Genomic DNA, 21,331 nt, shown 5'->3' on the forward strand with positions numbered 1-21,331 from the left:
CTGAGACCATGATGGTCCGTCGGCTTGCGGCGGTCGATGCGCAAACATATTGGATGTCGGCCAAGATCCCCAACGATCAGTTCCTGCTCTACGCCTTCGCGGGGGTGCCCGCCGATCTCGAGCAGGCGGTCGATGTGGTCCGGCGCCGGGCGCAGGCCGCCCAGGAGTTGAGGCTGCGGATCGAGGACCGCAATCCGTTCAGCTACCCCGCGTGGGTGCGGTCCGACATCGACGCCGACCAGGTCGCGGTGCACGAACCGGTCGGCGGCTGGGCCGACTGCCTGACCGCCGTCGCCGCGCTGGCCGAACACCAACTCGACCCCCGGCGCAACGCGTGGCGTGTGCACGTGTTCCCGTCCGTCGACGATGTGCCCGGGGCGGGCGTCGGGACTATTGCCGTGCTGCAGTCCGCCCATGTGCTCGGCGACGGCGTCCGGTCGTCGGCGCTCGCGGCGTGGCTGTTCGGTCGCCCGGCGGAGGTTCCGGCCGTGCCAGCGCCACCGCCGATGCGGGGCGCCGCACTGCCGTGGCGCGCGTTCACCGCGGCGAGGGCACATCGGCAGTTGGTCCGCGATGTGGCTGCGGGTCTGGTTCCCGCACAGGCGGATTCGCGTCCCGCGTTACGCAGCAATGCGCGCCCCGACGGAACGCGCAGCATCCGCACCGTGGTCCGCAACCGTGCCACATTGTCGGGGCCGACCGTCACCGTCGGTGTGTTGGCGGCGGTGTCCACCGCCGTGGCGGCCCACCTGCGCGAACTCGGCGACGACCCGTCGACGCTCGGCGCGGAAGTGCCGATGGCGAAGGCCGGTGTCCGCCGCGCGCACAACCACTTCGGCAACGTCGGCGTCGGGTTGTACCCGGATCTGCCGATCGACGCACGCATCGCCAGGATCGTCGAGGACATGGCCGACCGGCGCCGACGGGCGGCGCATCCGGCTATGCTCGCCGCGAGCCGGGCAGCGGCGTCGGTGCCCGCGCCGCTATTGCGCTGGGGCGTCGCACAATTCGACCCGATGCTGCGCTCGCCGACCGTCACCGGCAACACCGTCGTGTCCAGCGTCAACCGCGGACCGGCCGACCTGCGCTTCGGCGGGCTGCCCGTGGTGGCGACGGCCGGCTATCCGGGACTGTCACCGATGATGGGCCTGACGCACGGGGTGCACGGCATCGGCGACACGATCGCGGTCAGCGTGCACGCCGCCGAATCGGCGATCGGGGACATCGACGCCTATGTCGAGCGACTCGACGCCGCGCTCTGAGCCGCTCGCAGCGACTCGATGCCGACGTCGAGCGCGGCCTCGAGGTAACTGAGGTCACCGGTGCCCAGCAGTACGCCGACTCCGCCCTGGATTCCGGCCAGTAGCGCCGCGGCGATGCGGTCCGCGTCGAGCCGCGCATCGACCTTGTCCTGCAGTTGCATATAGCGCACGCCTGCGGCGATCTCGCCGTGCCACTTGCGCATCAGCGCGGCCGTCACGGCCTGCGCGCCTGGCGTCGTGCGGCCGATCTCTGACATCAGCACCGCGAGCGGGCAGTGCTGGCCCTGTTTGCGGTACCGGTCGACGACTGCGTCGCGCCACCGTTGCCACGCTGCCCACGACGTCAACGCACCGAGGTACGGCTGCTGATCCTGTAAAACCATCTGAGCCTCGTGCTCGGCCACCGCGAGCAGCAATTGCTCCTTGCCGTCGGGGAAGTAGTGGAACAGCTGGCTTTTGGAGGTTCGGGTGCGTGCTCGGATGTCGTCGAGGGTGGCGGTGGCGACGCCGTTCTCGCGGATCTCCGCTGCCGCACCCTCGATGATGCGCTGTCTGGTGGCGCGGCCCTTGACCGTCAACTTCTGGACTTGCAGGTCCATTTTTCCGAGCGTACCAGTGAATCCATGAGTTCAAACGTCACGCGGCTGGCTGGCCGCACAGCATTGGTCACCGGTTCCACGGGCGGCCTCGGCGTGGCCATCGCCTCGGCGTTGGCTGCAGAGGGTGCCTTCGTCGTCGTCAGCGGCCGGGACAAGGTCCGCGGCGATGCCGTGGTCGCAGAGATCCGAACCGCAGGCGGTTCCGCGGAATTCGTCGTCGCCGACCTCGGCGCGGGCGAGCACGAGGTGCGCCGGTTGGCAGCAGAGGCCACCGTCGCCGCGGGCGGTCGGATCGACATCCTGGTCAACAACGCCGCGATGCTGCTGATGCCGGCGCCGACCGCCGAGATACCCGAAGAACTGTTGCGGGATGCCTTCGCGGTGAATGTGTTTGCGCCGTTCCTGCTCACCGGGCAACTGGCGCCGGCGATGGTTGAGCGCGGCGACGGCGCCATCATCAATATCGGATCCATCGCTGGACTGCGCGGCAGCGCGGGCTCGGCGATCTACTCCTCGAACAAGGCGGTGATCCACTCTTTCACTCAGTCGTGGGCCGACGAGTACGGACCGTCCGGCGTTCGGGTCAACGCGGTCGCGCCCGGTCCGATCGCCACTGAACGCCAAGAGCAGTTCGCCGACCACGTCGCCCCGATGCTCGCACGCATACCGTCGCGACGGATGAGCACGCCCGAGGAGGTCGCGGCTGCGGTGGTTTTCCTGGCCGGCGACGATGCCGCAAACATCCACGGGACGATCCTCGGAGTGGACGGGGGGTGGTCGGCGGCTTAACACATGGCCTAGATTTTGTTGCATGACTGACCACACAGCGATCGACACCGGGCTGCTGATATTGCGGGTGGTGCTGGGTCTGACCATGGCCGCCCACGGCTACAACAAGTTCTTCGGCAAGGGTGGCTTGTCCGGGACTGCGGGCTGGTTCGACAGCATGGGCATGAGGCCGGGCATGTTCCACGCGCGGGTGGCCGCGACGACAGAGATGGCGGCGGGTATCGGGCTGGCGGTGGGGTTGTTGACGCCGATTCCCGCCGCGGGTTTCGTCGCGCTGATGTTCGTGGCCGCTTGGACGGTGCATCGGCCCAACGGGTTTTTCATCGTCAAGGAGGGCTGGGAATACAACTTGATCCTGGCGTCCTCGGCGGTGGCGGTGGCCACCATCGGGGCGGGCCGGTTCAGCCTGGACTACGCGCTGTTCGGGTCATCGGGGCTCTACGACTATCTGCACGGTTGGTGGGGGCTGTTGATCTCGGCGGTGCTCGGGCTCGTCGGTGGCATCGGCCAGTTGGTGATCTTCTGGCGACCCCCGGCGAAAGCCGAAGCCTGACAACAGAAGTCATGCGAATGCGGGTGACCGGTCACCGGCCACCCGCATCCACCGCCGCTGGCTAGCGGTTGTTCTTGCCGAGCAGGCTGTTCAGCAGGCCCGACACGGCCCGCCCCGTCTGCGTCAGCGCGTACGAACCCGCCCGACCGGTCTGCGTCACCGCGTAGGAGGCGGCGCGGCCGGTCTGCACGCTGTAGTAGGTGCCTGCGTGGCCGACCTGATGATTCAGGAACGTGCCCAGGTGCCCGAGTTGGTGGTTGTAGTACGTGCCTGCGTGGCCGATCTGATGGTCGATCCGTTCGCTCGGTTGGGCCGAAGCCATCCCGGCACCCGCAAGCGCGATGCCGCCCGACACGATTGCCGTCCCTGAAACCAACGCGACCCGCGACAGCAGCCCCTTACGATGCATGGTCAATTCCCCTCTCGCTGTGAACCCGTACCGCCCAGCAAACGGTTTTGTCGGGCGCGTAGTCGGGTTAACCATCTCGGGCGAAGTTGAAACCGTGACTTTTCAAAAACTTTCTTGGTTTGCCCTTAGCAGGGTTCGCACGGTTCACGGGCAATGCCGCGCTTTGTTGCCGTCAACCGATCGCCGGAAGCGTCGGCGGTGCGACGCGGGCCGTGTCGAGTCGGCCGAAGGTAGCCAGTTAATGGATCGGGCGGACGCCTCACCGCGCTTGCGACCAAAGTCGTCCCGCTCGGCTAGAACACGTTCTAGTCTGATCCGACATGGGGTTTCTGAAGCAGGACGCGCCCGTCGTCGATTACGAGGAGTGGAGCAAGGGCACGCGCGCCGAGAAGATCGTGCCGATGGCCCGGCACTGGGCTGAGGTGGGCTTCGGTACCCCGGTGGTGCTGCACCTGTTCTACGTCGTCAAGATCCTTCTCTACATCCTCGTTGGCTGGTTGTTCGCGCTCGCGACCGACGGCATCGACGGCTTCACCAATGTCGGGCAGTGGTATGCCGAGCCGATCGTCTTCGAGAAGGTCGGGCTGTACACCATGTTGTTCGAGGTCGTCGGGCTCGGTTGTGGCTTCGGTCCGCTGAACAACCGGTTTTTCCCGCCGATGGGCTCGATCCTGTACTGGTTGCGGCCCAACACGATTCGGCTGCCACCATGGCCCACTCGGGTGCCGCTGACGAAGGGCACCACGCGCACGCCGCTCGACGCCCTGCTCTACGCGGCGCTGCTCGTCGTGCTCGTGATCGCGCTGTGCTCCGACGGCACAGGGCCGATGCCCGCGCTCGGCACGGCCGTCGGTGTGCTGCCGATGTGGCAGATCTGGACGATCCTCGGCCTGCTGGCCGTGCTCGGCCTGCGCGACAAGGTCATCTTCCTGGCGGCGCGCGGCGAGGTGTACGCGTCGTTCACCGTGGCGTTCCTGTTCGCCGGATACGGGGTGGACATGATCATCGCCGCCAAACTGGTGTGCTTGACCATCTGGCTGGGTGCGGCGACATCGAAGCTGAACAAGCACTTCCCGTTCGTCATCTCGACGATGATGAGCAACAATCCGGTGTTCCGGCCGCGGTTCATCAAGCGCAAGTTCTTCGAGCACTTCCCGGACGACCTGCGGCCGGGCCGGCTGTCGCGGTGGCTCGCGCACTTCAGCACCGCGATCGAGGGACTGGTGCCGTTGGTGTTGTTCTTCTCCCACGGCGGTTGGCCGACTTATGTGGCCGCGTTCGTGATGCTGTGCTTCCACTTCGGCATCCTGTCGTCGATCCCGATGGGCGTGCCGCTGGAGTGGAACGTCTTCATGATGTTCTCGGTGCTGGCGCTGTTCGTCGGCCACGCCGACGTCGGCTTGGGCGATATGTCGACGCCGCTGCCGGTGCTGTTGTTCGTCGTCGTCGCCGGCACCGTCGTGGTGGGAAACCTGTCCCCGCGCAAGGTGTCCTTCCTACCGGGCATGCGGTACTACGCGGGCAACTGGGACACCGGGCTGTGGTGCGTCAAACCGTCGGCCGCCGAGAAGATCGAGAAGAACATCGTCTCGATCGCGAGCATGCCGCAGGCGCAGATGGAGCGGTACTACGGCAGCCCGGAGACCGCGCAGATGTACCTGTACATGGGATATGCGTTCCGCGCCTTCAACACCCACGGTCGCGCGATGTTCACACTCGCGCACCGCGCGATGGCCGGGCACAACGAGGACGACTACGTGCTGACCGACGGCGAACGCATCTGTTCGACGGCGATCGGCTGGAACTTCGGCGACGGCCACATGCACAACGAGCAGTTGATCGAGGCCCTGCACCAGCGGTGCCACTTCGAACCGGGGGAGGTCCGCATCGTGTTGATCGACGCGCAGCCGATCCACAAACAGCGCCAGGAGTACCGGCTCGTCGACGCGGCCACCGGCGAATTCGAAAGCGGCTACGTCAAAGTCGCCGACATGGTGACCCGCCAGCCATGGGACGACACCGTGCCGGTGCATGTGTACAGAAGTGACCGGGTCGGAGCCGCAGGGGCGGCGACATTCAATGGCGACGCCACCTGAGCCGGTGTCCGTGTGGTTCGACGAGACCGGGCGACTGCAGAGCGACCTCGGGCCGGTCGACAGGAACTGCGCGGTGCGGGTGATCGGTGGGCACTGCCCGGACCGGCACCAGTGCGTGCTGCTGTACCGGGCGCCGGGCCCGCGGCTGCTCTACGGCAGCGAGCTGATGTCGGAACTCGACGACGAACGCGGCCTGTACTTCGAGACACACGCCAAACACCTTGACGACGGGTTGATTTCGATCGCGGTCGACCATGTCGGTGCGGATGGCCGCCCGGGCAGCTGGCGTTACCGGCTGCTGCCGATGCGGTGGAAGACGTCCGACGGGCTGGTGGAGACGTCCACGCGTCTGGCGGTGTGGCCGGACTAGGCCCCGGTGGTTTCGCGAAACTGTAGTTACCGTGCGGCTCACTCGAACTTTTCCACGACAACTACTCCTCTCGCGGAGGGTTCGACTGGTCAGCCCATCACGTCGCGTACCTTGACGGTCTCCAGCCCTTCCAGCAGCAGGCTGCGCGCGACGTCGAGGTGTTTGCGCCAATGCGCCTCGGCCGCTTCGCCGTCGCCCGACCGCAACAACTTCATCAGCCGCCCGTAGGACCGCATCAGCTTGTCGTAGTCCGACTTCGACACCGGCCGGCGTTCCTTGAACAGAAACGCGGTGTGCCGCACGGTGATCTCGTGCAGCATGCCCGCGATGATCGCCAGTGAGGCGTTTCCCGACAGCTCCACCATGCGGCGGTGGAAGTCGCCCGTCGTCTCGGCCAGCCGGCCCGACTGCCACCCGGTGGGGATGTGTTCGGCCAGCAGCTTGTCGAGTTCGTCGAACGCCTCCGTGCTGCCCGACTCCGCCAGCAGGCGGGCCGCCATCGGCTCGATGCCCGCCTGGGCCACCATCACGTCGGCGATGGTCGCGCCGGTCAGTTCGAGCAGCAGACCCGCCGGACGCGCGACGATCTCCGCCCCGGGCACCCGGACACGGGCGCCGGTGCGCGACCCGCGCCGCACCTCGACCAGCCGCTCGGACTCCAGCACCCGGACGGCTTCACGCAGCGTCGGCCTGCTGACGCCGAAGTGGGCCATCAGCTCTGCCTCGTTCGGCAGGAAGTCGCCGTCCTTGAGCTGACCGTCGACGACCATGCGGCGCAGCGTGCCCGCGACCAGCTCGGCCGTCTTCGGCGAGCGGACCGCCGCGCCGGAGCCGACGCCGTTCGGGCCGATCATCGGCGCCAGCGGTGTGCTTCGCGTCACATCAACTTCTCCCACGCAGTGTCCCCCGAGCTATGCAACTCAGTAAACCATGTCGAACAGGGCAAAACCGGCCACGATGCCGCTGCCAGCCTACCAACCAGCAGGTTGACCTAGTAAACCTTGTTGATCTACCTTCGGGGAAACACCGCATTCAAAGGAGAAAGTGTCATGGCTGAAGCCGTCATCGTCGAGGCCGTACGGTCGCCGGTCGGCAAGCGCAACGGCGGGCTGTCGGGTGTGCACGCCGGCGACCTGTCCGCGCAGGTGCTCAACGGCCTCGTCGAGCGTGCTGGCATCGAGCCCTCGATCGTCGACGACGTCATCTGGGGTTGCGTCATGCAGGCAGGCGAGCAGGCGCTCGACATTGCCCGCACCGCGGTGCTCGCCGCGGGCTGGCCCGAGAGCGTGCCCGGCGTGACCGTGGACCGCCAGTGCGGGTCGAGCCAGCAGTCGGTGCACTTCGCCGCGGCGGGCGTGGTCGCAGGCCACTACGACGTCGTCGTCGCCGGCGGCGTGGAGTCGATGTCGCGCACTCCGATGGGCTCCTCGCTTGCCAACGGCGGGCATCCGTACCCGGAGGCGTTCCGTAACCGCTACAGCCAGACCCCGAATCAGGGCATCGGTGCCGAGATGATCGCCGACCAGTGGGGCTTCAGCCGTACCGACCTCGATCAGTTCTCGCTCGGCTCGCACGAGAAGGCCGCGGCCGCACAGGATTCCGGTGCGTTCGACGATCAGATCGTCGCGATCAAGGACCAGGACGGTAACCCGGTGCTCAAGGACGAGGGCATCCGGCGCGGCGGCACCATCGAGTCGATCGGCAAGATCAAGCCCGCGTTCAAGGAGGACGGCGTGATCCACGCCGGCAACTCCAGCCAGATCTCTGACGGTTCAGCGGCGCTGCTGTTCATGTCGGCCGAGAAGGCGAAGTCGTTGGGCCTCAAGCCGATCGCCAAGGTGCACACCGCGGTGCTGGCAGGCGCCGATCCGGTGATCATGCTGACCGCGCCGATCCCGGCGACCCAGAAGGCGCTGCACAAGTCGGGCCTGAGCCTCGACGAGATCGGCGTGTTCGAGGTCAACGAGGCGTTCGCCCCGGTGCCGCTGGCGTGGCTCAAGGACATCGGCGCCGACGAGAAGAAGCTGAACCCCAACGGCGGCGCGATCGCACTGGGCCACCCGCTCGGCGGCTCCGGTGCCCGCATCATGACGACGATGCTGTACCACATGCGGGACAAGGGCATTCAATACGGCCTGCAGACCATGTGCGAGGGCGGCGGCCAGGCCAACGCCACCATCCTCGAACTGCTGTGACACCTGACGTACAGGCACCCGCCGCTCTCACCGAGCGGCGGGGCAACGTCCTCATCATCACCATCAACCGGCCCGAGGCGCGCAACGCCGTCAACGGCGCGGTGAGCACCGCCGTCGGTGACGCGCTGCAGGCCGCGCAGGACGACCCTGACGTGCGTGCGGTCGTCATCACCGGAGCCGGTGAATCCTTCTGCGCTGGAGCAGATCTCAAGGCGATATCGCGTCGGGAGAACTTGTTCCACCCGGACCACGCGGAGTGGGGGTTCGCCGGTTACGTGCACCACTACATCGACAAGCCCACCATCGCGGCCGTCAACGGCACCGCGCTCGGCGGCGGCTCAGAATTGGCGCTCGCGAGCGACCTGGTGGTGGCCGAGGAGCGCGCGAAATTCGGGCTGCCCGAAGTCAAACGCGGGCTGATCGCGGCCGCGGGCGGCGTGTTCCGGATCGTCGACCACCTGCCGCGCAAGGTTGCGATGGAACTGATCTTCACCGGTGAGCCGATGTCGTCGGCCGACGCGCTGAAGTGGGGGCTGATCAACCAGGTCGTACCCGACGGCACCGCCGTCGAGGCGGCTCTCGCGCTCGCCGAACGCATCACATGCAATGCGCCGCTTGCGGTCTGGGCCAGTAAGCGGGTGGCCATGGGCGTCGACGACGGCGTGATCGTCGGCGACGAACCCGGGTGGACAAGGACCATGCGCGAGATCGGGACCTTGATGCGTTCCGAGGACGCCAAAGAAGGGCCGCTGGCGTTTGCGGAGAAGCGCGAACCTGTATGGAAGGCAAAGTAGATGAAGCGTCTGGTATTCGAAGCCGAACATGAGCAGTTGCGGGAGACCGCGCGCCAGTTCCTGGAGAAGGAATGCGCGCCGCACGCCGAGAAGTGGGAGAGCGAACGGCTGGTCGACCGCGAATCCTATGTGGCTGCAGGCAAGTACGGCCTCATCGGGTTCAACATGCCCGAGCAGTACGGCGGCGGTGGCGTCGACGACTTCCGGTTCAACGCGGTGATCGTCGAGGAATTCGCGAAGTTCGGTCCCGCGACGCCCGGCCTGAGCCTGCAGAACGATATCGTCGGCCCGTATTTCGCCTCGCTGGCCACCGACGAGCAGAAGGAGCGGTGGCTGCCGGGTTACATCACCGGTGAGCTGATCGGTGCGATCGCGATGACCGAACCCGGCGCGGGCAGCGACCTGGCCGGCATCAAGACCACCGCGGTTCGCGACGGCGACGACTGGATTCTCAACGGCTCCAAGACATTCATCTCAGCGGGCATCAACAGCGACCTGGTGATCGTCGTCGCTCGCACCAATCCCGAAGCAGGCCACAAGGGCTTCTCGCTTTTGGTCGTCGAGCGTGGGATGGCCGGCTTCGAGCGCGGCCGCAAGCTCGACAAGATGGGCCTGCACGCCGCCGACACCGCCGAGTTGCACTTCGAGAACGTCCGCGTGCCCGCTAACAACCTGCTCGGCGAGGAGGGCAAGGGCTTCTACCACCTGATGCGCAACCTGCCGTCCGAGCGGTTGTCCATCGCGATCGCCGCGATCGCGGGTGCACGCGAAACCTGGCGCGAGACACTGCAATACGTCAAGGACCGCAAGGCGTTCGGGCAGCCGATCGGCAGCTTCCAGCACAACCGGTTCCTGATGGCCGAGATGGACACCGAACTCGAGATCGCCGAGCAGTACATCGACCGGTGCCTGCGCGCCGCCGTCGACAAGGAGCTCACCGCGGTGCAGGCGTCGAAGGCCAAGTGGTGGTGCACCGAACTCGGCAAGCGTGTCGTCGACAACTGCGTGCAGTTGCACGGCGGGTACGGCTACATGAACGAGTACAAGGTCGCCCGGGACTACGTCGACGTGCGGATCCAGACCATCTTCGGTGGCACGACCGAGATCATGAAGGAGATCATCGGCCGCGACCTCGGCCTCTGATCAAGCGCGAGCAGACGCAAAGTGTTCCATTTTCGCGGCGTGTCGGGACACTTTGCGTCTGCTCGCGAGAAGAAATCAGCCCGCAGCCGGCGGGGCCGACGTCGTGGTCGTGGTCGTCGTCGTGGTGGTCGTCGCGCTGGTGCCGGTCGGCGTGATCGGCTCAGGCGCCGTATCGGGGTCGAGCACCTGGTCGATGATGTAAATCCGCGCGTTCTCGGCCTGAATCCCGCCGCAGACGAGCTTCGCGGTGTCGTTGACCTTGATGTCGCCGCCCTTGCCGGTCACCTTCACCTCGGCGCCCTGTTGGCTGGGCCGCTGGCCGTGCACATCGTCGGGACCGAGCAGGCCGAGGAACACGTGGTAGTAGTCGAGCTTGTACAGCGCCGCGGGGTCGGCTGTGATCGACGCGAGTTGCGGGTAATCCGCGAACGCCGCGTTGGACGGCGCAAACACCACGTACGGACCGTTGTCGATGACCGACTGGATGTTGACGGAGGGATTGGCCTGCCCGGAAATCAACGAATTGAAAGTCGAGATGTCAGGGATGCTCGCGAGCACCTTGCTGACCGGCTGGCTGGAAAGGTCCTTCCAGTTGGGCAGCGCCGTCTTGAACGCATCGCAGCCGGGACCTTGAGGGTCGGGGATCGGCGCGACAGGCGTCGAGACGTCGCTCGGTGGCGGGTCGGCGTAGGCGTTACCTGCCACCGGCGCGTTCAGTGCGAACGGCACCGCTGCCACGATCGCGGCTATCCCAACCGCGGCTCCCAATCCCTTGCTGGCGCGAGTCTTCAATGTCGGCTCCTTCGTCAGGTCGCATCGCATGTTAAGGGCAGCGAACACCCAATTCCAAAGTCGCTACGACGACCCGATTACGTTACAGCGGCGCTGACCTGGGCTCTTCGGACACTGAAACAGAGTACGGCCGCGACGAAACACAGGCAGGCCGCCAGGTGGAACGCCATGTCGTAGTTGCCCTGCAGATCCCGCAGCCAGCCCGCGCCCGCGGCGGCGACCGCGGCGCCCAACTGATGCGACGCGAACACCCAGCCGAACACCACCGGCGTGCGGGCGCCGAAGTACTGCCGGCACAGCACGATGGTCGGCGGCACGGTCGCGACCCAGTCCAGGCCGTAGAAGATGACGAACACCCAGGTGCTCGGCGCGGCATGCGGCGAAAGCAACGAGGGCAGCAACAGCAGCGACACCCCCCGCCCGGTGTAGTAGACGACGAGCAGCAGTCGCGGATCGACCCTGTCGGTCAACCATCCCGAGAAGATGGTGCCCGCGACGTCCAACACGCCGATCGTCGCCAGCAGCCCGGCCGCCACCGTGGTCGGCATGCCGTGGTCGTTGGCCGCCGGGATGAAGTGCGTGCCGATCAACCCGTTCGTCGTCATCCCGCAGATCGCGAAGCTGCCGGCCAACAACCAGAACGCAGGCACCCGCGCACCGATCCACAACCCGTCGAACGCGGCCCGGAAGCTCGACGCGGGCACGACGGCGGGTTCGACGGCGGTGGTGGCGCCATAGGCCGTTAAACCCTTGTCCTGCGGGTAGTTTCGCATGAACACCAGCACGAGCGGGACCACGGACAGCGCCGCCGCGGCCACAATCAGCGACGCCCACCGCCACCCGTGCGTGGTGGTCACCTCGGCGACGATGGGCAGGAAGATCAGCTGTCCGGTGGCGCTCGCCGCGGTCAGCACGCCGGTCACGAGGCCTCGGCGTGCCTCGAACCAGCGCGTCGCCACGGTCGCGACGAAGCCCATCGAGATGGACCCGGTGCCGACGCCGACGAGCACGCCCCACAGCAGCACCAACTGCCAGCTTGCGGTCATCGTCACGGACAGCGCCGATCCGGTCGCGATCAACACCAGGGCCGCCGACAACACAGGTCGCACACCGAAGCGGTCCATCAGGGCCGCGGCGAACGGCGCGGTCAGCCCGAACAGCGTCATGTTGACCGACATCGCCAGCCCGACCACGCCGTGCGACCAGCCGAACTCGTGGTGCAGCGGGTTCATCATCACGCCGGGCACCGAGCGGAATCCCGCCGCGCCGAGGATCGCGATGAAGCTGACGGCGGCCACCACCCAGGCCCAGTGGAACCGGCCGAGGGGCGTGCGGGTCTGCGCGGCAGTGACTGTCACCGGATCACTGTCGCCGATCCGCCGAGTGCCAGCCAGTGGCATGAATGACACCAGTCGTCAAAAACGTGCCAAAATGGCGGCATGCATCGTGTCGCGGTCCTGCTCCTGCCGCCGGTCGTGGGGTTCGACGCCGCCATCGCGCCGACGTTCTTCTCATCGGTATCGGACGACGACGGCAACGCGCTGTACGACGTCGTCACATGCGGGTTGACGCCCGGCCCGATCGCGGCCACGACGGGTTTCGACCTGCTGCCGTCGGCGGGGCTGGACGCACTGGAGACCGCCGACACCGTCGTCGTCCCCGGTACGCGTTACCCGCCTGCCCGCGTGGACGGTGTGCTCGGCCGGGAGGCCGCCGACGCGTTCGCGCGGATCCGGCCGGGCACCAGGCTGGTGTCGATCTGCACCGGCGCCTTCGTGCTGGCGGCGGCGGGCCTGCTGGACGGGCGCCGCGCGACCACGCACTGGAAGTTCGCCGACCAGTTGCGGCGGCTGCACCCCCAGGTGCTGGTCGACGAGAACGTGTTGTTCGTCGACGACGGTGACGTGCTCACCTCGGCGGGTCTGGCCGCGGGAATCGATTTGTGCCTGCACATCATTCGCTGCGATCACGGCACCAAGGTGGCCAACGCGGTCGCCAGGTACTGCGTGGTGCCGCCGTGGCGGGAGGGCGGCCAGGCGCAGTTCATCGACCGGCAAGTGCCTGAGCCCGACCACTTTTCGACGGCCGCCACCCGCGAGTGGGCGCTGCGGCACCTCGACGAGGAGCTGACCGTGCAACGGTTGGCGCGGCACGCGAAGATGAGCGCCCGCACGTTCAACCGTCGGTTCCGCGAAGAGACCGGGCAGGCGCCAGGCGCGTGGGTACGCAGCCGTCGCATCGACCGCGCCCGCGAGTTGCTGGAGTCGCGCGATCTGCCGGTCGACGAGGTGGCCCGGCTGGCCGGGCTGGGATCCGGCGGTAATCTGCGTCACCATTTGCGCCGGGGTGTGGGGATGTCGCCGTCGAGTTATCGCAAGGTGTATCAAGGCGTCTAACTGCGGGTGCCTACGATGGCCGTCATGTCTGGACCCCTGATCCTGCCCATTCGCGGGCGCGCACCGCAGCTACACGATGAGTCTTGGGTGGCGCCCAACGCCAGTGTGATCGGTCAGGTCACGCTGGCCGCCGGGTCCAGTGTGTGGTACGGCGCGACGTTGCGCGCGGAGGCCGAACTCATCGAGATCGGGTTCGGCACCAACATCCAGGACGGCGCCACGATCCACGTCGACCCGGGGTTTCCCATCCGCATCGGCGCGAACGTCAGCGTCGGGCACAACGCCGTTCTGCACGGGTGTGAGATCGAGGACGGCTGCCTGGTCGGGATGGGCGCGGTCATCCTCAACGGCGCCAAGATCGGTGCCGGGTCGCTGATCGCCGCGAGCGCACTGGTGCCGCAGGGTCTGGTGGTGCCGCCGCGCTCGCTGGTGGCGGGCGTGCCGGGTAAGGTGCGTCGCGAGCTGTCCGATGCCGAGGTGGCGCACAACCGCAACAACGCCCAGGTGTACCAGGCCCTCGTCGAGTTGCATCGCGACGCCGTCAATTAATCCCGCACGCGCACAAGGTGTTCGACCGACACTGTGAAGTCGCTACCAGAATGTGATTTCGATTTGATGGCCGCGGGTACCTCCGTACGGTGACTCCCGTGCGAATTTTGGTTACCGGCGCCACCGGTTATGTCGGCTCACGGCTTGTCAGTGCTCTGCTCGACGAGGGGCACGACGTGATGGCCGCATCACGAAACCCCGACCGGCTGGCCGACTTCGGTTGGTACGACCAGATCACCGCCGTCGCGCTCGACGCGCACGACGAGGCGTCGGCCAAGCAGGCATTCGCGGATGCGGGTCCGATCGACGTCGTCTACTACCTGGTGCACACCATCGGGCAGCCCGACTTTCGCGATGCGGACAACCGCGCCGCGGCCAACGTCGCCAACGCGGCGAAGGACGCCGGGGTGCGACGGATCGTCTATCTCGGCGGCTTCGTGCCCGACGACGAGGAACTGTCCGAACACCTGACCAGTCGCGCCGAGGTGGCGCACGCGTTGAGCGTCGACGGCGGCGCGGACGTGGTGTGGCTCGGCGCGGCGATGATCATCGGCGCCGGGTCGACGTCGTTCGAGATGCTGCGCTACGTCGGCGACCGGTTCGTGCTGATCCCGATGCCGGCCTGGTCGGCGAATCCGATGGACCCGATCTCGATCCGCGACGTGCTCTACTACCTCGTGGCCGCCGCCGACGGGCAGCGGGTGCCCGCGGGTGCCTACGACATCTTCGGCCCGGAGACGACGTCCTACAGCGATCTGCTGCGGTCCTATGCGCGGATCTCGGGCAAGTGGCGCGCGGAATTGCCTGTGCCGATGGTGGACACCAGCGTGGTGTCGAGGATGACGGCCGCGGTGCTGCCGGTCCCGGGTGGGCTGGCCTCCGATCTGGTGGAGTCGCTCGACTATCCGATGATGGCGTCGGATGCCCGGTTGCGCGATGTGGTGCCCGATCCACCGGGCGGTCTGCTCGGGATCGACGACGCGATATCCCGTGCGCTGTCGAGTGATCGGCCGCGGCCGGTCAACGACCTCACCGATCCGCACCACCTGGCCGACACCGATCCGGTGTGGGCGGGCGGCGACACGGCGCGCATCCGGCAGTTGGCGCGCGCCGTCATGCCGCCGATCGCGCGGCCGGTGCTCGGTCTGCTCGGGCTGGTGCCGGGTCCCGTCGCGGGCGCGCTGCGCACGGGGCTCGACACCCTGATCAGCTTGGCGCCGAAGGTGAATTAGGCATGACGACGGGATTCCTCGGCGACGTCAGGGGTATCGCCTCGACCGTCGCGGTGCCCCACCACGAAGGGCCGTCGACCGTGCGGCGCCGCCGCATAGTGGTGGTCGCCGTGCTGGTGATCGGCGGTGCGCTGCTTGGATATTCGCTGACGCGGCCGCCAGGCGACGAGTCGTTCTACTGGCTCACCCTCGCGCTGGCCGGGGTCTGGGCGCTTGGCGCGTTCTTGTCCGGGCCGTTGCACCTCGGCTGTATCCGCTTCCGCGGTCGCAACCAACGGCCGGTGATCACCGGAACCGCGATCGGAGTTGCGCTGGGCGCCGTCTTTCTGCTCGGCGGTTTGATCGCGCGCGAAATACCAGGCGTTCGCGAATACATCACCCGGGTACTGGAATTCGCCGACTACGGGCCGCTGGCGCTGGTCACGTTCATCACGGTGATCAACGGTCTCGCCGAGGAGTTGTTTTTCCGCGGCGCGCTCTACACCGCTTTGGGCAAGTGGCATCCGGTGCTGGTGTCGACGATCGTCTACGTCGTCGCCACCGGGGTGACCACCGGCAACCCGATGCTGGGCTTCGCCGCCCTGATACTCGGCGTGGTATGCGCCTTCGAACGACGCGCCACCGGCGGTGTGCTCGCACCGATGCTGACCCACTTCTTCTGGGGGCTGGTCATGGTGCTCGCACTGCCGCCGCTGTTCGGCGTCTAGCGCAGCGGGTGGGCCAGTTCGTCGCGGCGCATCTTGGCGGCGTACATCGCAACCGCCGCCAGCAGCACCGGCGCGATACCCGCCACCAGGAAGATCGTCTGCATTGAAACGACTTTCGACAGCGGGCCGACGATCGCGAACGACACCGGCATGAAGGCCAGCGACACGAAGAAGTCCAGGCTCGACACCCGTCCCAGCATCGCGGTCGGAACGCGTCGTTGCAGCAGCGTGCCCCAGATGACCATGCCCGCGCCGTCGGTGCAGCCGATGACGAACGTCGCGACGGCCATCAACGGGAACGACGACGTGATGCCGACGATCACCAGCGGCACCGAACCGACGCTCCACATCGTCATCATCACCGTGAGGTAGCGACGCGGCAGTCGCCCCGACGACACCGCCAGCGCGCCAAGCGCACTGCCGACACCGAAGAACGCCAGGATGAAGCCGTAGGTCCTGGCGCCGTCCTCGAAGCGTTGTTTGGCGATGAACGGCAGCAGCACCTCGATCGGGCCGAGCACCAGCAGCACGGACATGCTGGCGAACAGCAGCGTCCACAGCAGCCACGGGGTGCCGACCATGAAGACGAAGCCTTCCCGCAGATCGCGCAGCAGGTGCGGCCGCTCCTGATCCGGTTGGGGCGCAGCGGGTTTCATCACGGGCCTGGTGGCGACCAGCAGAGTCAGTCCGATGGCGAACAGCGCGGCCACCAACGCCGCGCCGACCGATGGGAACGTCGCGCCGACCACCAGGCCCGCAATGGCGGGGCCGACGGCCCGCTGGAACACCGGACGCACGACGCCTTCGACACCGTTGGCGGCGAGTAACTGCTCAGGCGGCAGAATCCGCGGCAGGATCGCACTGTAGGCGGGGAAGAAGAACGCCGCGGCGATGCCGAGTGCCGCTGCGGCCACCGCCATGTGCCAAATCCGCAGGGCGCCAACGAGTCCCAGGACTGCGATGGTGGAAACGGCGATCACGTTGACGGTCTCGACGGCGATGATGATGGCGCGCTGGCTGATCCGGTCGGCGGCAAGCCCGCCGACCAAGACGAACGCGACCAGGCCTGCGCCGAGGCAGGTGGCGACCAGCGACAGCGACGCCGGGTCGTCGGACAGTTCGATGACCTGCAGCGCCATCACGACGGCCCACATGCCTTCGGCGAAGATCGACAACGACACCGCCGCGATCAGCAGGCGGTACTCGCGAAACTTGAAGGGTGCGAGCACACGCCAGCCACCGGCGGTGGCCACCGGCTGTTCAATGTCGAATTGCGTACTCACCACTAGATGGTGGCGGAGCGACGGTGGCCGAGTCCACCGAATTTCCGTTGATTTGTGCACGTTTTCGCGCGCTCAGCGCTCCTGAACGCACACAAATCGCTATGAGTCGGTGAAGCGGGCCGGCCTGCGCTGCTGGAACGCCTTGGTGCCCTCGCGGAAGTCGTCCGACTCGAGCAGGACCAGTTGGCCTTCCTTCTCACGCTCCAGCGCGGCCTCCAACTCGACCAATGTCGCGGCGTTGATCGCATTCTTGGTCTTGCGCAACGCCACTGCGGGCCCGGACACCAGCGTCTCGATCACCTTGTCGACCTGTGCCTCGAACTCGTCGGCCGGATACACCGCCGTGACCAGTCCCCAGTCGAACGCCTCCGCCGCCGGGATCCGCTCTGCGAGCAACGCCATCCGCATCGCCCGGATACGGCCCACCGCCGCCGCGATCAACGCCGACGCTCCGCCGTCCGGCATCAGGCCGATCTTGGTGAACGCCAGCATGAAAAACGCCTTCTCCGAAGCCAATACGACATCAGAGGCCAACGCCAGCGACGCGCCGACACCTGCCGCGGGCCCCTGCACCACCGCCACCACCGGCTGCGGCAGGTTCACGATCGAGGAGACCGCGCGGTTGGCCGCGTCGAGCACATCGGCGGGCGTTCCCGCCGCGCCCGGATTCGCGTGGTCCTCCTCGCTGATCCCGGCGCCCGACGAGAACCCGCGACCCGCGCCGCCGAGACGCACCACCTTCACCCGGCGATCGCCCGCCGCCTGCTCCAGCGCATCGCCGATGCCCTTGAGCATCGGCGCGGTCAACGAGTTCAGGCTGTCCGGGCGGTTCAGCGTCACGGTCAGCACCCCGTCGGTGAGCTCGACACGGAGATCGTCGATGCTCGTGTAGGCGTCGGTGCGGGCGTCAGTCGTCGTCATAGAAGGCACCCTAAGTCGGCCCACATGGTTATACAAGTAAGATATGTCGGCGGTCACTGGGTACCTGGCAGAGAGGGCGGGTTTGGACATGGCTGGACCACTGGAGGGACTGCGAGTCGTCGAATTGGCCGGCATCGGCCCAGGGCCGCACGCCGCGATGCTGCTGGGTGATCTCGGCGCCGACGTGGTCCGTGTCGAGCGGCCCGGTAAGGGGCTCGGCCCGGCCACCCAACCCGGTCGCGACTACCTGTTGCGCAACCGGCGCTCGGTCACCGCCGACCTCAAGAGCGACGAGGGCCGCCAGTTCGTCCTGCAGTTGGTCGCGAAGGCCGATGTGCTGATCGAAGGGTTCCGGCCCGGCGTCACGGAGCGACTCGGTCTCGGTCCGGAGGACTGTGCGAAGGTCAACGACAAGCTGATCTACGGCCGGATGACCGGCTGGGGGCAGACCGGCCCGCGCAGCCAGCAGGCCGGCCACGACATCAACTACATCTCGCTCAACGGGGTGCTGCACGCGATCGGCCGGGCGGGCGAACGCCCCGTCCCGCCGCTGAACCTGGTCGGCGACTTCGGCGGTGGCTCAATGTTTTTGGTCGTCGGCATCCTGTCGGCGCTGTGGGAGCGTGAGCGCTCCGGCAAGGGTCAGGTCATCGACGCGGCGATGGTCGACGGGTCCAGCGTGCTGTCGACCATGATGTGGGCGTTCCGCGGGATGGGGATGTGGAGCGACGAGCGCGGCGTGAACATGCTCGACACCGGCGCACCGTATTACGACACCTACACCTGCGCCGACGGCCGTTACGTCTCGGTCGGGTCGATCGAACCGCAGTTCTTCGCCGAACTGCTGGACAAGCTCGGACTCGACCCCAACGACCTGCCCGACCAGAACGACATGAGTCGCTGGCCGGAACTGCGGGCCAAGCTCACCGAGGTGTTCGCCTCGCAGGACCGCGACCACTGGGCCAAGGTGTTCGCGGACAGCGACGCCTGCGTGGCGCCGGTGCTGTCGTTCGCCGAAGTCGAGGCCGAGCCCCACAACACCGAGCGCGACACGTTCTACCGCGAGAACGACTACCTGTATCCCTCACCGGCGCCGCGGTTTTCGCGCACCGCCGCCGGCAAGCCGAAACCGCCCGGTGTGCCGGGCGCCGACACCGACGCTGTCCTACGCGACTGGGTTTAGAGAAAGGAACACAATCAGTGGAGATCAAAGACGCAGTAGCCGTTGTCACGGGTGGCGCCTCGGGGCTGGGGCTGGCGACGACGAAGCGCCTGCTCGACCGTGGCGCGTCCGTGGTCGTCATCGACCTCAAGGGTGGGGACGCGGTCAAAGAACTCGGCGATCGCGCCCAGTTCGTCGAGACCAACGTGACCGACCCCGACGCGGTGAGCGCTGCGCTGGACGCGGCCGAGAAGATGGGCCCGCTGCGCATCAACGTCAACTGCGCAGGCATCGGCAACGCGATCAAGACGCTGAGCAAGGACGGCCCGTTCCCGCTCGACGGGTTCAAGAAGGTCATCGAGGTCAACCTGATCGGCACCTTCAACGTGCTGCGGCTGGCCGCCGAGCGGATCGCCAAGACCGAACCCGTCAACGGTGAGCGCGGCGTCATCATCAACACCGCGTCCGTCGCCGCGTTCGAAGGCCAGATCGGTCAGGCCGCGTACTCGGCATCGAAGGGCGGCGTCGTCGGCATGACCCTGCCGATCGCGCGCGACCTGTCCCGCGACTTGATCCGCGTCGTGACGATCGCCCCCGGTCTGTTCAAGACCCCGTTGCTGGGCTCGCTACCGGAGGAGGCGCAGGCCTCGCTGGGCAAGCAGGTGCCGCATCCCGCGCGTCTCGGCGATCCCGACGAGTACGGCGCGCTGGCGGTGCACATCGTCGAGAACCCGATGCTCAACGGTGAGGTGATCCGGTTGGATGGGGCGATCAGGATGGCGCCCCGATGAGCGCTTGCGCGAAGAGGAGACTGCACCGATGACGATCAACACGAAGTTCACCGAGACGTTCGGGATCGAACACCCGATCGTGCAGGGTGGCATGCAGTGGGTCGGCCGCGCAGAACTCGTTGCCGCCGTGGCGAACTCGGGTGCGCTCGGCTTCATCACCGCGCTGACCCAGCCGACGCCGAAGGATCTGGCCAACGAGATCGCCAAGTGCCGCGACCTGACGGACAAGCCGTTCGGGGTCAACCTGACCATCCTGCCGACGATCAACCCGCCGCCCTACGACGAGTACCGCCAGGTGATCGTCGACTCCGGCATCAAGATCGTCGAGACCGCCGGGTCGAACCCGGCGCCGCATCTGCCGATGTTCCACGACAACGGGATCAAGGTGCTGCACAAGTGCACCTCGGTGCGGCATGCGGTCAAGGCACAAAGCCTGGGCGTCGACGGCATCAGCATCGACGGTTTCGAATGCGCGGGTCATCCCGGCGAGGACGACATCCCGGGCCTGGTGCTGATTCCCGCTGCCGCCGCCAAGATCGACATCCCGATGATCGCGTCGGGCGGTTTCGCCGACGCGCGTGGTCTGGTCGCGGCGCTGGCACTGGGTGCCGACGGCATCAACATGGGCTCGCGGTTCATGTGCACCGTCGAGTCGGCGATCCACCAGAACGTCAAGGAAGCGATCGTCGCGGGCAGCGAACTCGACACCGAACTGATCTTCCGACCGCTGCGCAACACCGCGCGGGTGGCGAGCAATGCGGTGTCGCGTGAGGTGGTCGAGATCCTCAACCGCGGCGGACAGTTCTCCGACGTCAAGGACCTGGTCGCGGGCAAGCGCGGCGTCAAGGTCTACGAGGTCGGTGACCTGGATGCCGGCATCTGGTCGGTCGGCACCGCGATGGGCCTGATCAACGACATCCCGACCTGTGTCGAGCTGGTGTCGCGCATTGTCGCGGAAGCGGAGGAGCTGATCACCGGCAGGCTGGCCGACATGGTCGAGCTAGACGCTGAAGAGAACGTGGCTTAGAAAAGGGAATATCGACGCACTGCCCGTCCTGGGCAAACTGTCATGGGTGAACGCGCGCCGCGAGGCGCGCGCTTACTCAGACTGCGGTGGGAAGGGTGTGCTCGTCGTCGAGCTGCTCCGAGGTATCACCCTCGACCAGGACATCGCCGTGGTAGAGAGCCTCGAAGTCAACCTTGATGACATCCGCACTGGTGTCGTCGATCCACATGTACTGAACAGTAACCATCACCATTAAGGAATCTTTGAGTCTCGATTCGGAAA

At 66.9% G+C, this 21,331-nt stretch carries 23 protein-coding genes; 15 read left to right on the plus strand and 8 right to left on the minus strand.

Annotated features, from left to right (window positions below; translation table 11 throughout):
• Positions 1–8 precede the first annotated feature (8 nt).
• Positions 9–1,262, plus strand: coding sequence for a wax ester/triacylglycerol synthase domain-containing protein (locus C1A30_RS33800; RefSeq protein ID WP_101952532.1), 1,254 nt, complete (start codon positions 9–11; stop codon positions 1,260–1,262).
• Here the strand turns inward: C1A30_RS33800 and C1A30_RS33805 are convergent.
• Positions 1,232–1,861 carry a TetR/AcrR family transcriptional regulator gene (locus C1A30_RS33805; RefSeq protein WP_101952533.1) on the minus strand — a complete coding sequence of 210 codons (630 nt, stop codon included), beginning with the start codon at positions 1,859–1,861 and terminating at the stop codon, positions 1,232–1,234. The genes C1A30_RS33800 and C1A30_RS33805 overlap by 31 nt on opposite strands.
• 24 nt (positions 1,862–1,885) lie before the next feature.
• Here C1A30_RS33805 and C1A30_RS33810 point away from each other — a divergent pair, with 24 nt between their 5' ends.
• Both C1A30_RS33810 and C1A30_RS33815 read left to right on the plus strand, forming a co-directional pair.
• Positions 1,886–2,650: an SDR family NAD(P)-dependent oxidoreductase gene (locus tag C1A30_RS33810; protein WP_101952534.1), complete on the plus strand. Its 765-nt coding sequence runs from the start codon at positions 1,886–1,888 to the stop codon at positions 2,648–2,650.
• A 22-nt stretch (positions 2,651–2,672) separates the two neighbouring features.
• Positions 2,673–3,203: a DoxX family protein gene (locus C1A30_RS33815; RefSeq protein WP_101952535.1), complete on the plus strand. Its 531-nt coding sequence runs from the start codon at positions 2,673–2,675 to the stop codon at positions 3,201–3,203.
• 61 nt (positions 3,204–3,264) lie between these two features.
• Here C1A30_RS33815 and C1A30_RS33820 read toward each other — a convergent pair whose 3' ends face one another.
• The gene (locus C1A30_RS33820) at positions 3,265–3,612 is read right to left on the minus strand and encodes a hypothetical protein (RefSeq protein WP_101952536.1); all 348 of its coding nucleotides are present in this window, start codon (positions 3,610–3,612) and stop codon (positions 3,265–3,267) included.
• Positions 3,613–3,932: 320 nt separating this feature from the next.
• Between C1A30_RS33820 and C1A30_RS33825 the strand changes: the two genes are divergently transcribed.
• Complete coding sequence (locus C1A30_RS33825) at positions 3,933–5,708, plus strand: DUF3556 domain-containing protein (RefSeq protein ID WP_101952537.1); 1,776 nt, start codon at positions 3,933–3,935, stop codon at positions 5,706–5,708.
• Positions 5,692–6,078, plus strand: coding sequence for a hypothetical protein (locus C1A30_RS33830; protein ID WP_101952538.1), 387 nt, complete (start codon positions 5,692–5,694; stop codon positions 6,076–6,078). The genes C1A30_RS33825 and C1A30_RS33830 overlap by 17 nt, the downstream gene beginning before the upstream one ends.
• Positions 6,079–6,167: 89 nt before the next feature.
• Here the strand turns inward: C1A30_RS33830 and C1A30_RS33835 are convergent, their stop codons facing one another.
• The gene (locus tag C1A30_RS33835; protein ID WP_101952539.1) at positions 6,168–6,959 is read right to left on the minus strand and encodes a FadR/GntR family transcriptional regulator; all 792 of its coding nucleotides are present in this window, start codon (positions 6,957–6,959) and stop codon (positions 6,168–6,170) included.
• A gap of 168 nt (positions 6,960–7,127) precedes the next feature.
• Here C1A30_RS33835 and C1A30_RS33840 point away from each other — a divergent pair, with 168 nt between their 5' ends.
• Genes C1A30_RS33840 through C1A30_RS33850 form a run of 3 tightly spaced genes read left to right on the plus strand, consistent with a single transcriptional unit; the run spans position 7,128 to position 10,210 of the window.
• A complete protein-coding gene (locus C1A30_RS33840) occupies positions 7,128–8,273 on the plus strand; it encodes a thiolase family protein (protein ID WP_101952540.1) in 1,146 nt (381 codons plus the stop codon).
• A complete protein-coding gene (locus C1A30_RS33845) occupies positions 8,270–9,067 on the plus strand; it encodes a crotonase/enoyl-CoA hydratase family protein (RefSeq protein ID WP_101952541.1) in 798 nt (265 codons plus the stop codon). The genes C1A30_RS33840 and C1A30_RS33845 overlap by 4 nt, the downstream gene beginning before the upstream one ends.
• Entirely contained in the window at positions 9,068–10,210 is a 1,143-nt protein-coding gene (locus tag C1A30_RS33850) for an acyl-CoA dehydrogenase family protein (protein ID WP_101952542.1), read from the plus strand.
• 75 nt (positions 10,211–10,285) lie between these two features.
• On the opposite strand, the gene C1A30_RS33855 is transcribed toward C1A30_RS33850, so the two are convergent.
• Both C1A30_RS33855 and C1A30_RS33860 read right to left on the minus strand, forming a co-directional pair.
• Positions 10,286–11,002, minus strand: coding sequence for a fasciclin domain-containing protein (locus C1A30_RS33855; RefSeq protein WP_101953081.1), 717 nt, complete (start codon positions 11,000–11,002; stop codon positions 10,286–10,288).
• A gap of 77 nt (positions 11,003–11,079) precedes the next feature.
• Positions 11,080–12,402, minus strand: a complete 1,323-nt coding sequence (locus tag C1A30_RS33860) for an MFS transporter (RefSeq protein ID WP_235010329.1) — start codon at positions 12,400–12,402, stop codon at positions 11,080–11,082.
• A gap of 39 nt (positions 12,403–12,441) precedes the next feature.
• Here C1A30_RS33860 and C1A30_RS33865 point away from each other — a divergent pair, with 39 nt between their 5' ends.
• The 4 genes from C1A30_RS33865 to C1A30_RS33880 all read left to right on the plus strand — a co-directional run bounded on the left by C1A30_RS33865 (position 12,442) and on the right by C1A30_RS33880 (position 15,886).
• The gene (locus C1A30_RS33865) at positions 12,442–13,398 is read left to right on the plus strand and encodes a GlxA family transcriptional regulator (protein WP_101952543.1); all 957 of its coding nucleotides are present in this window, start codon (positions 12,442–12,444) and stop codon (positions 13,396–13,398) included.
• Between the two features lie 15 nt (positions 13,399–13,413).
• Entirely contained in the window at positions 13,414–13,947 is a 534-nt protein-coding gene (locus C1A30_RS33870) for a gamma carbonic anhydrase family protein (RefSeq protein WP_101952544.1), read from the plus strand.
• A gap of 89 nt (positions 13,948–14,036) precedes the next feature.
• Positions 14,037–15,179, plus strand: a complete 1,143-nt coding sequence (locus C1A30_RS33875) for an NAD(P)H-binding protein (protein WP_101952545.1) — start codon at positions 14,037–14,039, stop codon at positions 15,177–15,179.
• 2 nt (positions 15,180–15,181) lie between these two features.
• Positions 15,182–15,886, plus strand: a complete 705-nt coding sequence (locus C1A30_RS33880) for a CPBP family intramembrane glutamic endopeptidase (RefSeq protein ID WP_101952546.1) — start codon at positions 15,182–15,184, stop codon at positions 15,884–15,886.
• On the opposite strand, the gene tet(V) is transcribed toward C1A30_RS33880, so the two are convergent.
• Both tet(V) and C1A30_RS33890 read right to left on the minus strand, forming a co-directional pair.
• Positions 15,883–17,151 carry a tetracycline efflux MFS transporter Tet(V) gene (gene tet(V) / locus C1A30_RS33885; RefSeq protein WP_200828588.1) on the minus strand — a complete coding sequence of 423 codons (1,269 nt, stop codon included), beginning with the start codon at positions 17,149–17,151 and terminating at the stop codon, positions 15,883–15,885. The two genes, C1A30_RS33880 and tet(V), sit on opposite strands and share 4 nt — an antisense overlap.
• 117 nt (positions 17,152–17,268) lie before the next feature.
• Positions 17,269–18,090: an enoyl-CoA hydratase gene (locus C1A30_RS33890; protein WP_101952547.1), complete on the minus strand. Its 822-nt coding sequence runs from the start codon at positions 18,088–18,090 to the stop codon at positions 17,269–17,271.
• 88 nt (positions 18,091–18,178) lie between these two features.
• On the opposite strand from C1A30_RS33890, the gene C1A30_RS33895 reads away from it, so the two are divergent.
• Genes C1A30_RS33895 through C1A30_RS33905 form a run of 3 tightly spaced genes read left to right on the plus strand, consistent with a single transcriptional unit; the run spans position 18,179 to position 21,070 of the window.
• Positions 18,179–19,273 (plus strand): CaiB/BaiF CoA-transferase family protein, encoded by a 1,095-nt coding sequence (locus C1A30_RS33895; protein WP_101953084.1) that lies wholly within the window; start codon positions 18,179–18,181, stop codon positions 19,271–19,273.
• 17 nt (positions 19,274–19,290) lie between these two features.
• On the plus strand, positions 19,291–20,043 hold the full coding sequence (locus C1A30_RS33900; protein ID WP_101952548.1) for a 3-hydroxyacyl-CoA dehydrogenase: 753 nt from the start codon (positions 19,291–19,293) through the stop codon (positions 20,041–20,043).
• 28 nt (positions 20,044–20,071) lie between these two features.
• On the plus strand, positions 20,072–21,070 hold the full coding sequence (locus tag C1A30_RS33905; RefSeq protein WP_101953085.1) for a nitronate monooxygenase family protein: 999 nt from the start codon (positions 20,072–20,074) through the stop codon (positions 21,068–21,070).
• A gap of 76 nt (positions 21,071–21,146) precedes the next feature.
• Here the strand turns inward: C1A30_RS33905 and C1A30_RS36395 are convergent, their stop codons facing one another.
• The gene (locus C1A30_RS36395; RefSeq protein WP_101953086.1) at positions 21,147–21,278 is read right to left on the minus strand and encodes a hypothetical protein; all 132 of its coding nucleotides are present in this window, start codon (positions 21,276–21,278) and stop codon (positions 21,147–21,149) included.
• Positions 21,279–21,331 lie beyond the last annotated feature (53 nt).

It is taken from the genome of Mycobacterium sp. 3519A, assembly GCF_900240945.1.
GTDB lineage: Bacteria > Actinomycetota > Actinomycetes > Mycobacteriales > Mycobacteriaceae > Mycobacterium.

Bases quoted from the DNA above. Each gene is read 5' to 3' on its own strand.
- C1A30_RS33800 (WP_101952532.1), top strand. From the start codon at position 9: ATGATGGTCCGTCGGCTTGCGGCGGTCGATGCGCAAACATATTGGATG.
- C1A30_RS33805 (WP_101952533.1), bottom strand. From the start codon at position 1,861: ATGGACCTGCAAGTCCAGAAGTTGACGGTCAAGGGCCGCGCCACCAGA.
- C1A30_RS33810 (WP_101952534.1), top strand. From the start codon at position 1,886: ATGAGTTCAAACGTCACGCGGCTGGCTGGCCGCACAGCATTGGTCACC.
- C1A30_RS33815 (WP_101952535.1), top strand. From the start codon at position 2,673: ATGACTGACCACACAGCGATCGACACCGGGCTGCTGATATTGCGGGTG.
- C1A30_RS33820 (WP_101952536.1), bottom strand. From the start codon at position 3,612: ATGCATCGTAAGGGGCTGCTGTCGCGGGTCGCGTTGGTTTCAGGGACG.
- C1A30_RS33825 (WP_101952537.1), top strand. From the start codon at position 3,933: ATGGGGTTTCTGAAGCAGGACGCGCCCGTCGTCGATTACGAGGAGTGG.
- C1A30_RS33830 (WP_101952538.1), top strand. From the start codon at position 5,692: ATGGCGACGCCACCTGAGCCGGTGTCCGTGTGGTTCGACGAGACCGGG.
- C1A30_RS33840 (WP_101952540.1), top strand. From the start codon at position 7,128: ATGGCTGAAGCCGTCATCGTCGAGGCCGTACGGTCGCCGGTCGGCAAG.
- C1A30_RS33850 (WP_101952542.1), top strand. From the start codon at position 9,068: ATGAAGCGTCTGGTATTCGAAGCCGAACATGAGCAGTTGCGGGAGACC.
- C1A30_RS33860 (WP_235010329.1), bottom strand. From the start codon at position 12,402: ATGCCACTGGCTGGCACTCGGCGGATCGGCGACAGTGATCCGGTGACA.
- C1A30_RS33865 (WP_101952543.1), top strand. From the start codon at position 12,442: ATGCATCGTGTCGCGGTCCTGCTCCTGCCGCCGGTCGTGGGGTTCGAC.
- C1A30_RS33870 (WP_101952544.1), top strand. From the start codon at position 13,414: ATGGCCGTCATGTCTGGACCCCTGATCCTGCCCATTCGCGGGCGCGCA.
- C1A30_RS33880 (WP_101952546.1), top strand. From the start codon at position 15,182: ATGACGACGGGATTCCTCGGCGACGTCAGGGGTATCGCCTCGACCGTC.
- C1A30_RS33890 (WP_101952547.1), bottom strand. From the start codon at position 18,090: ATGACGACGACTGACGCCCGCACCGACGCCTACACGAGCATCGACGAT.
- C1A30_RS33895 (WP_101953084.1), top strand. From the start codon at position 18,179: ATGGCTGGACCACTGGAGGGACTGCGAGTCGTCGAATTGGCCGGCATC.
- C1A30_RS33905 (WP_101953085.1), top strand. From the start codon at position 20,072: ATGACGATCAACACGAAGTTCACCGAGACGTTCGGGATCGAACACCCG.
- C1A30_RS36395 (WP_101953086.1), bottom strand. From the start codon at position 21,278: ATGTGGATCGACGACACCAGTGCGGATGTCATCAAGGTTGACTTCGAG.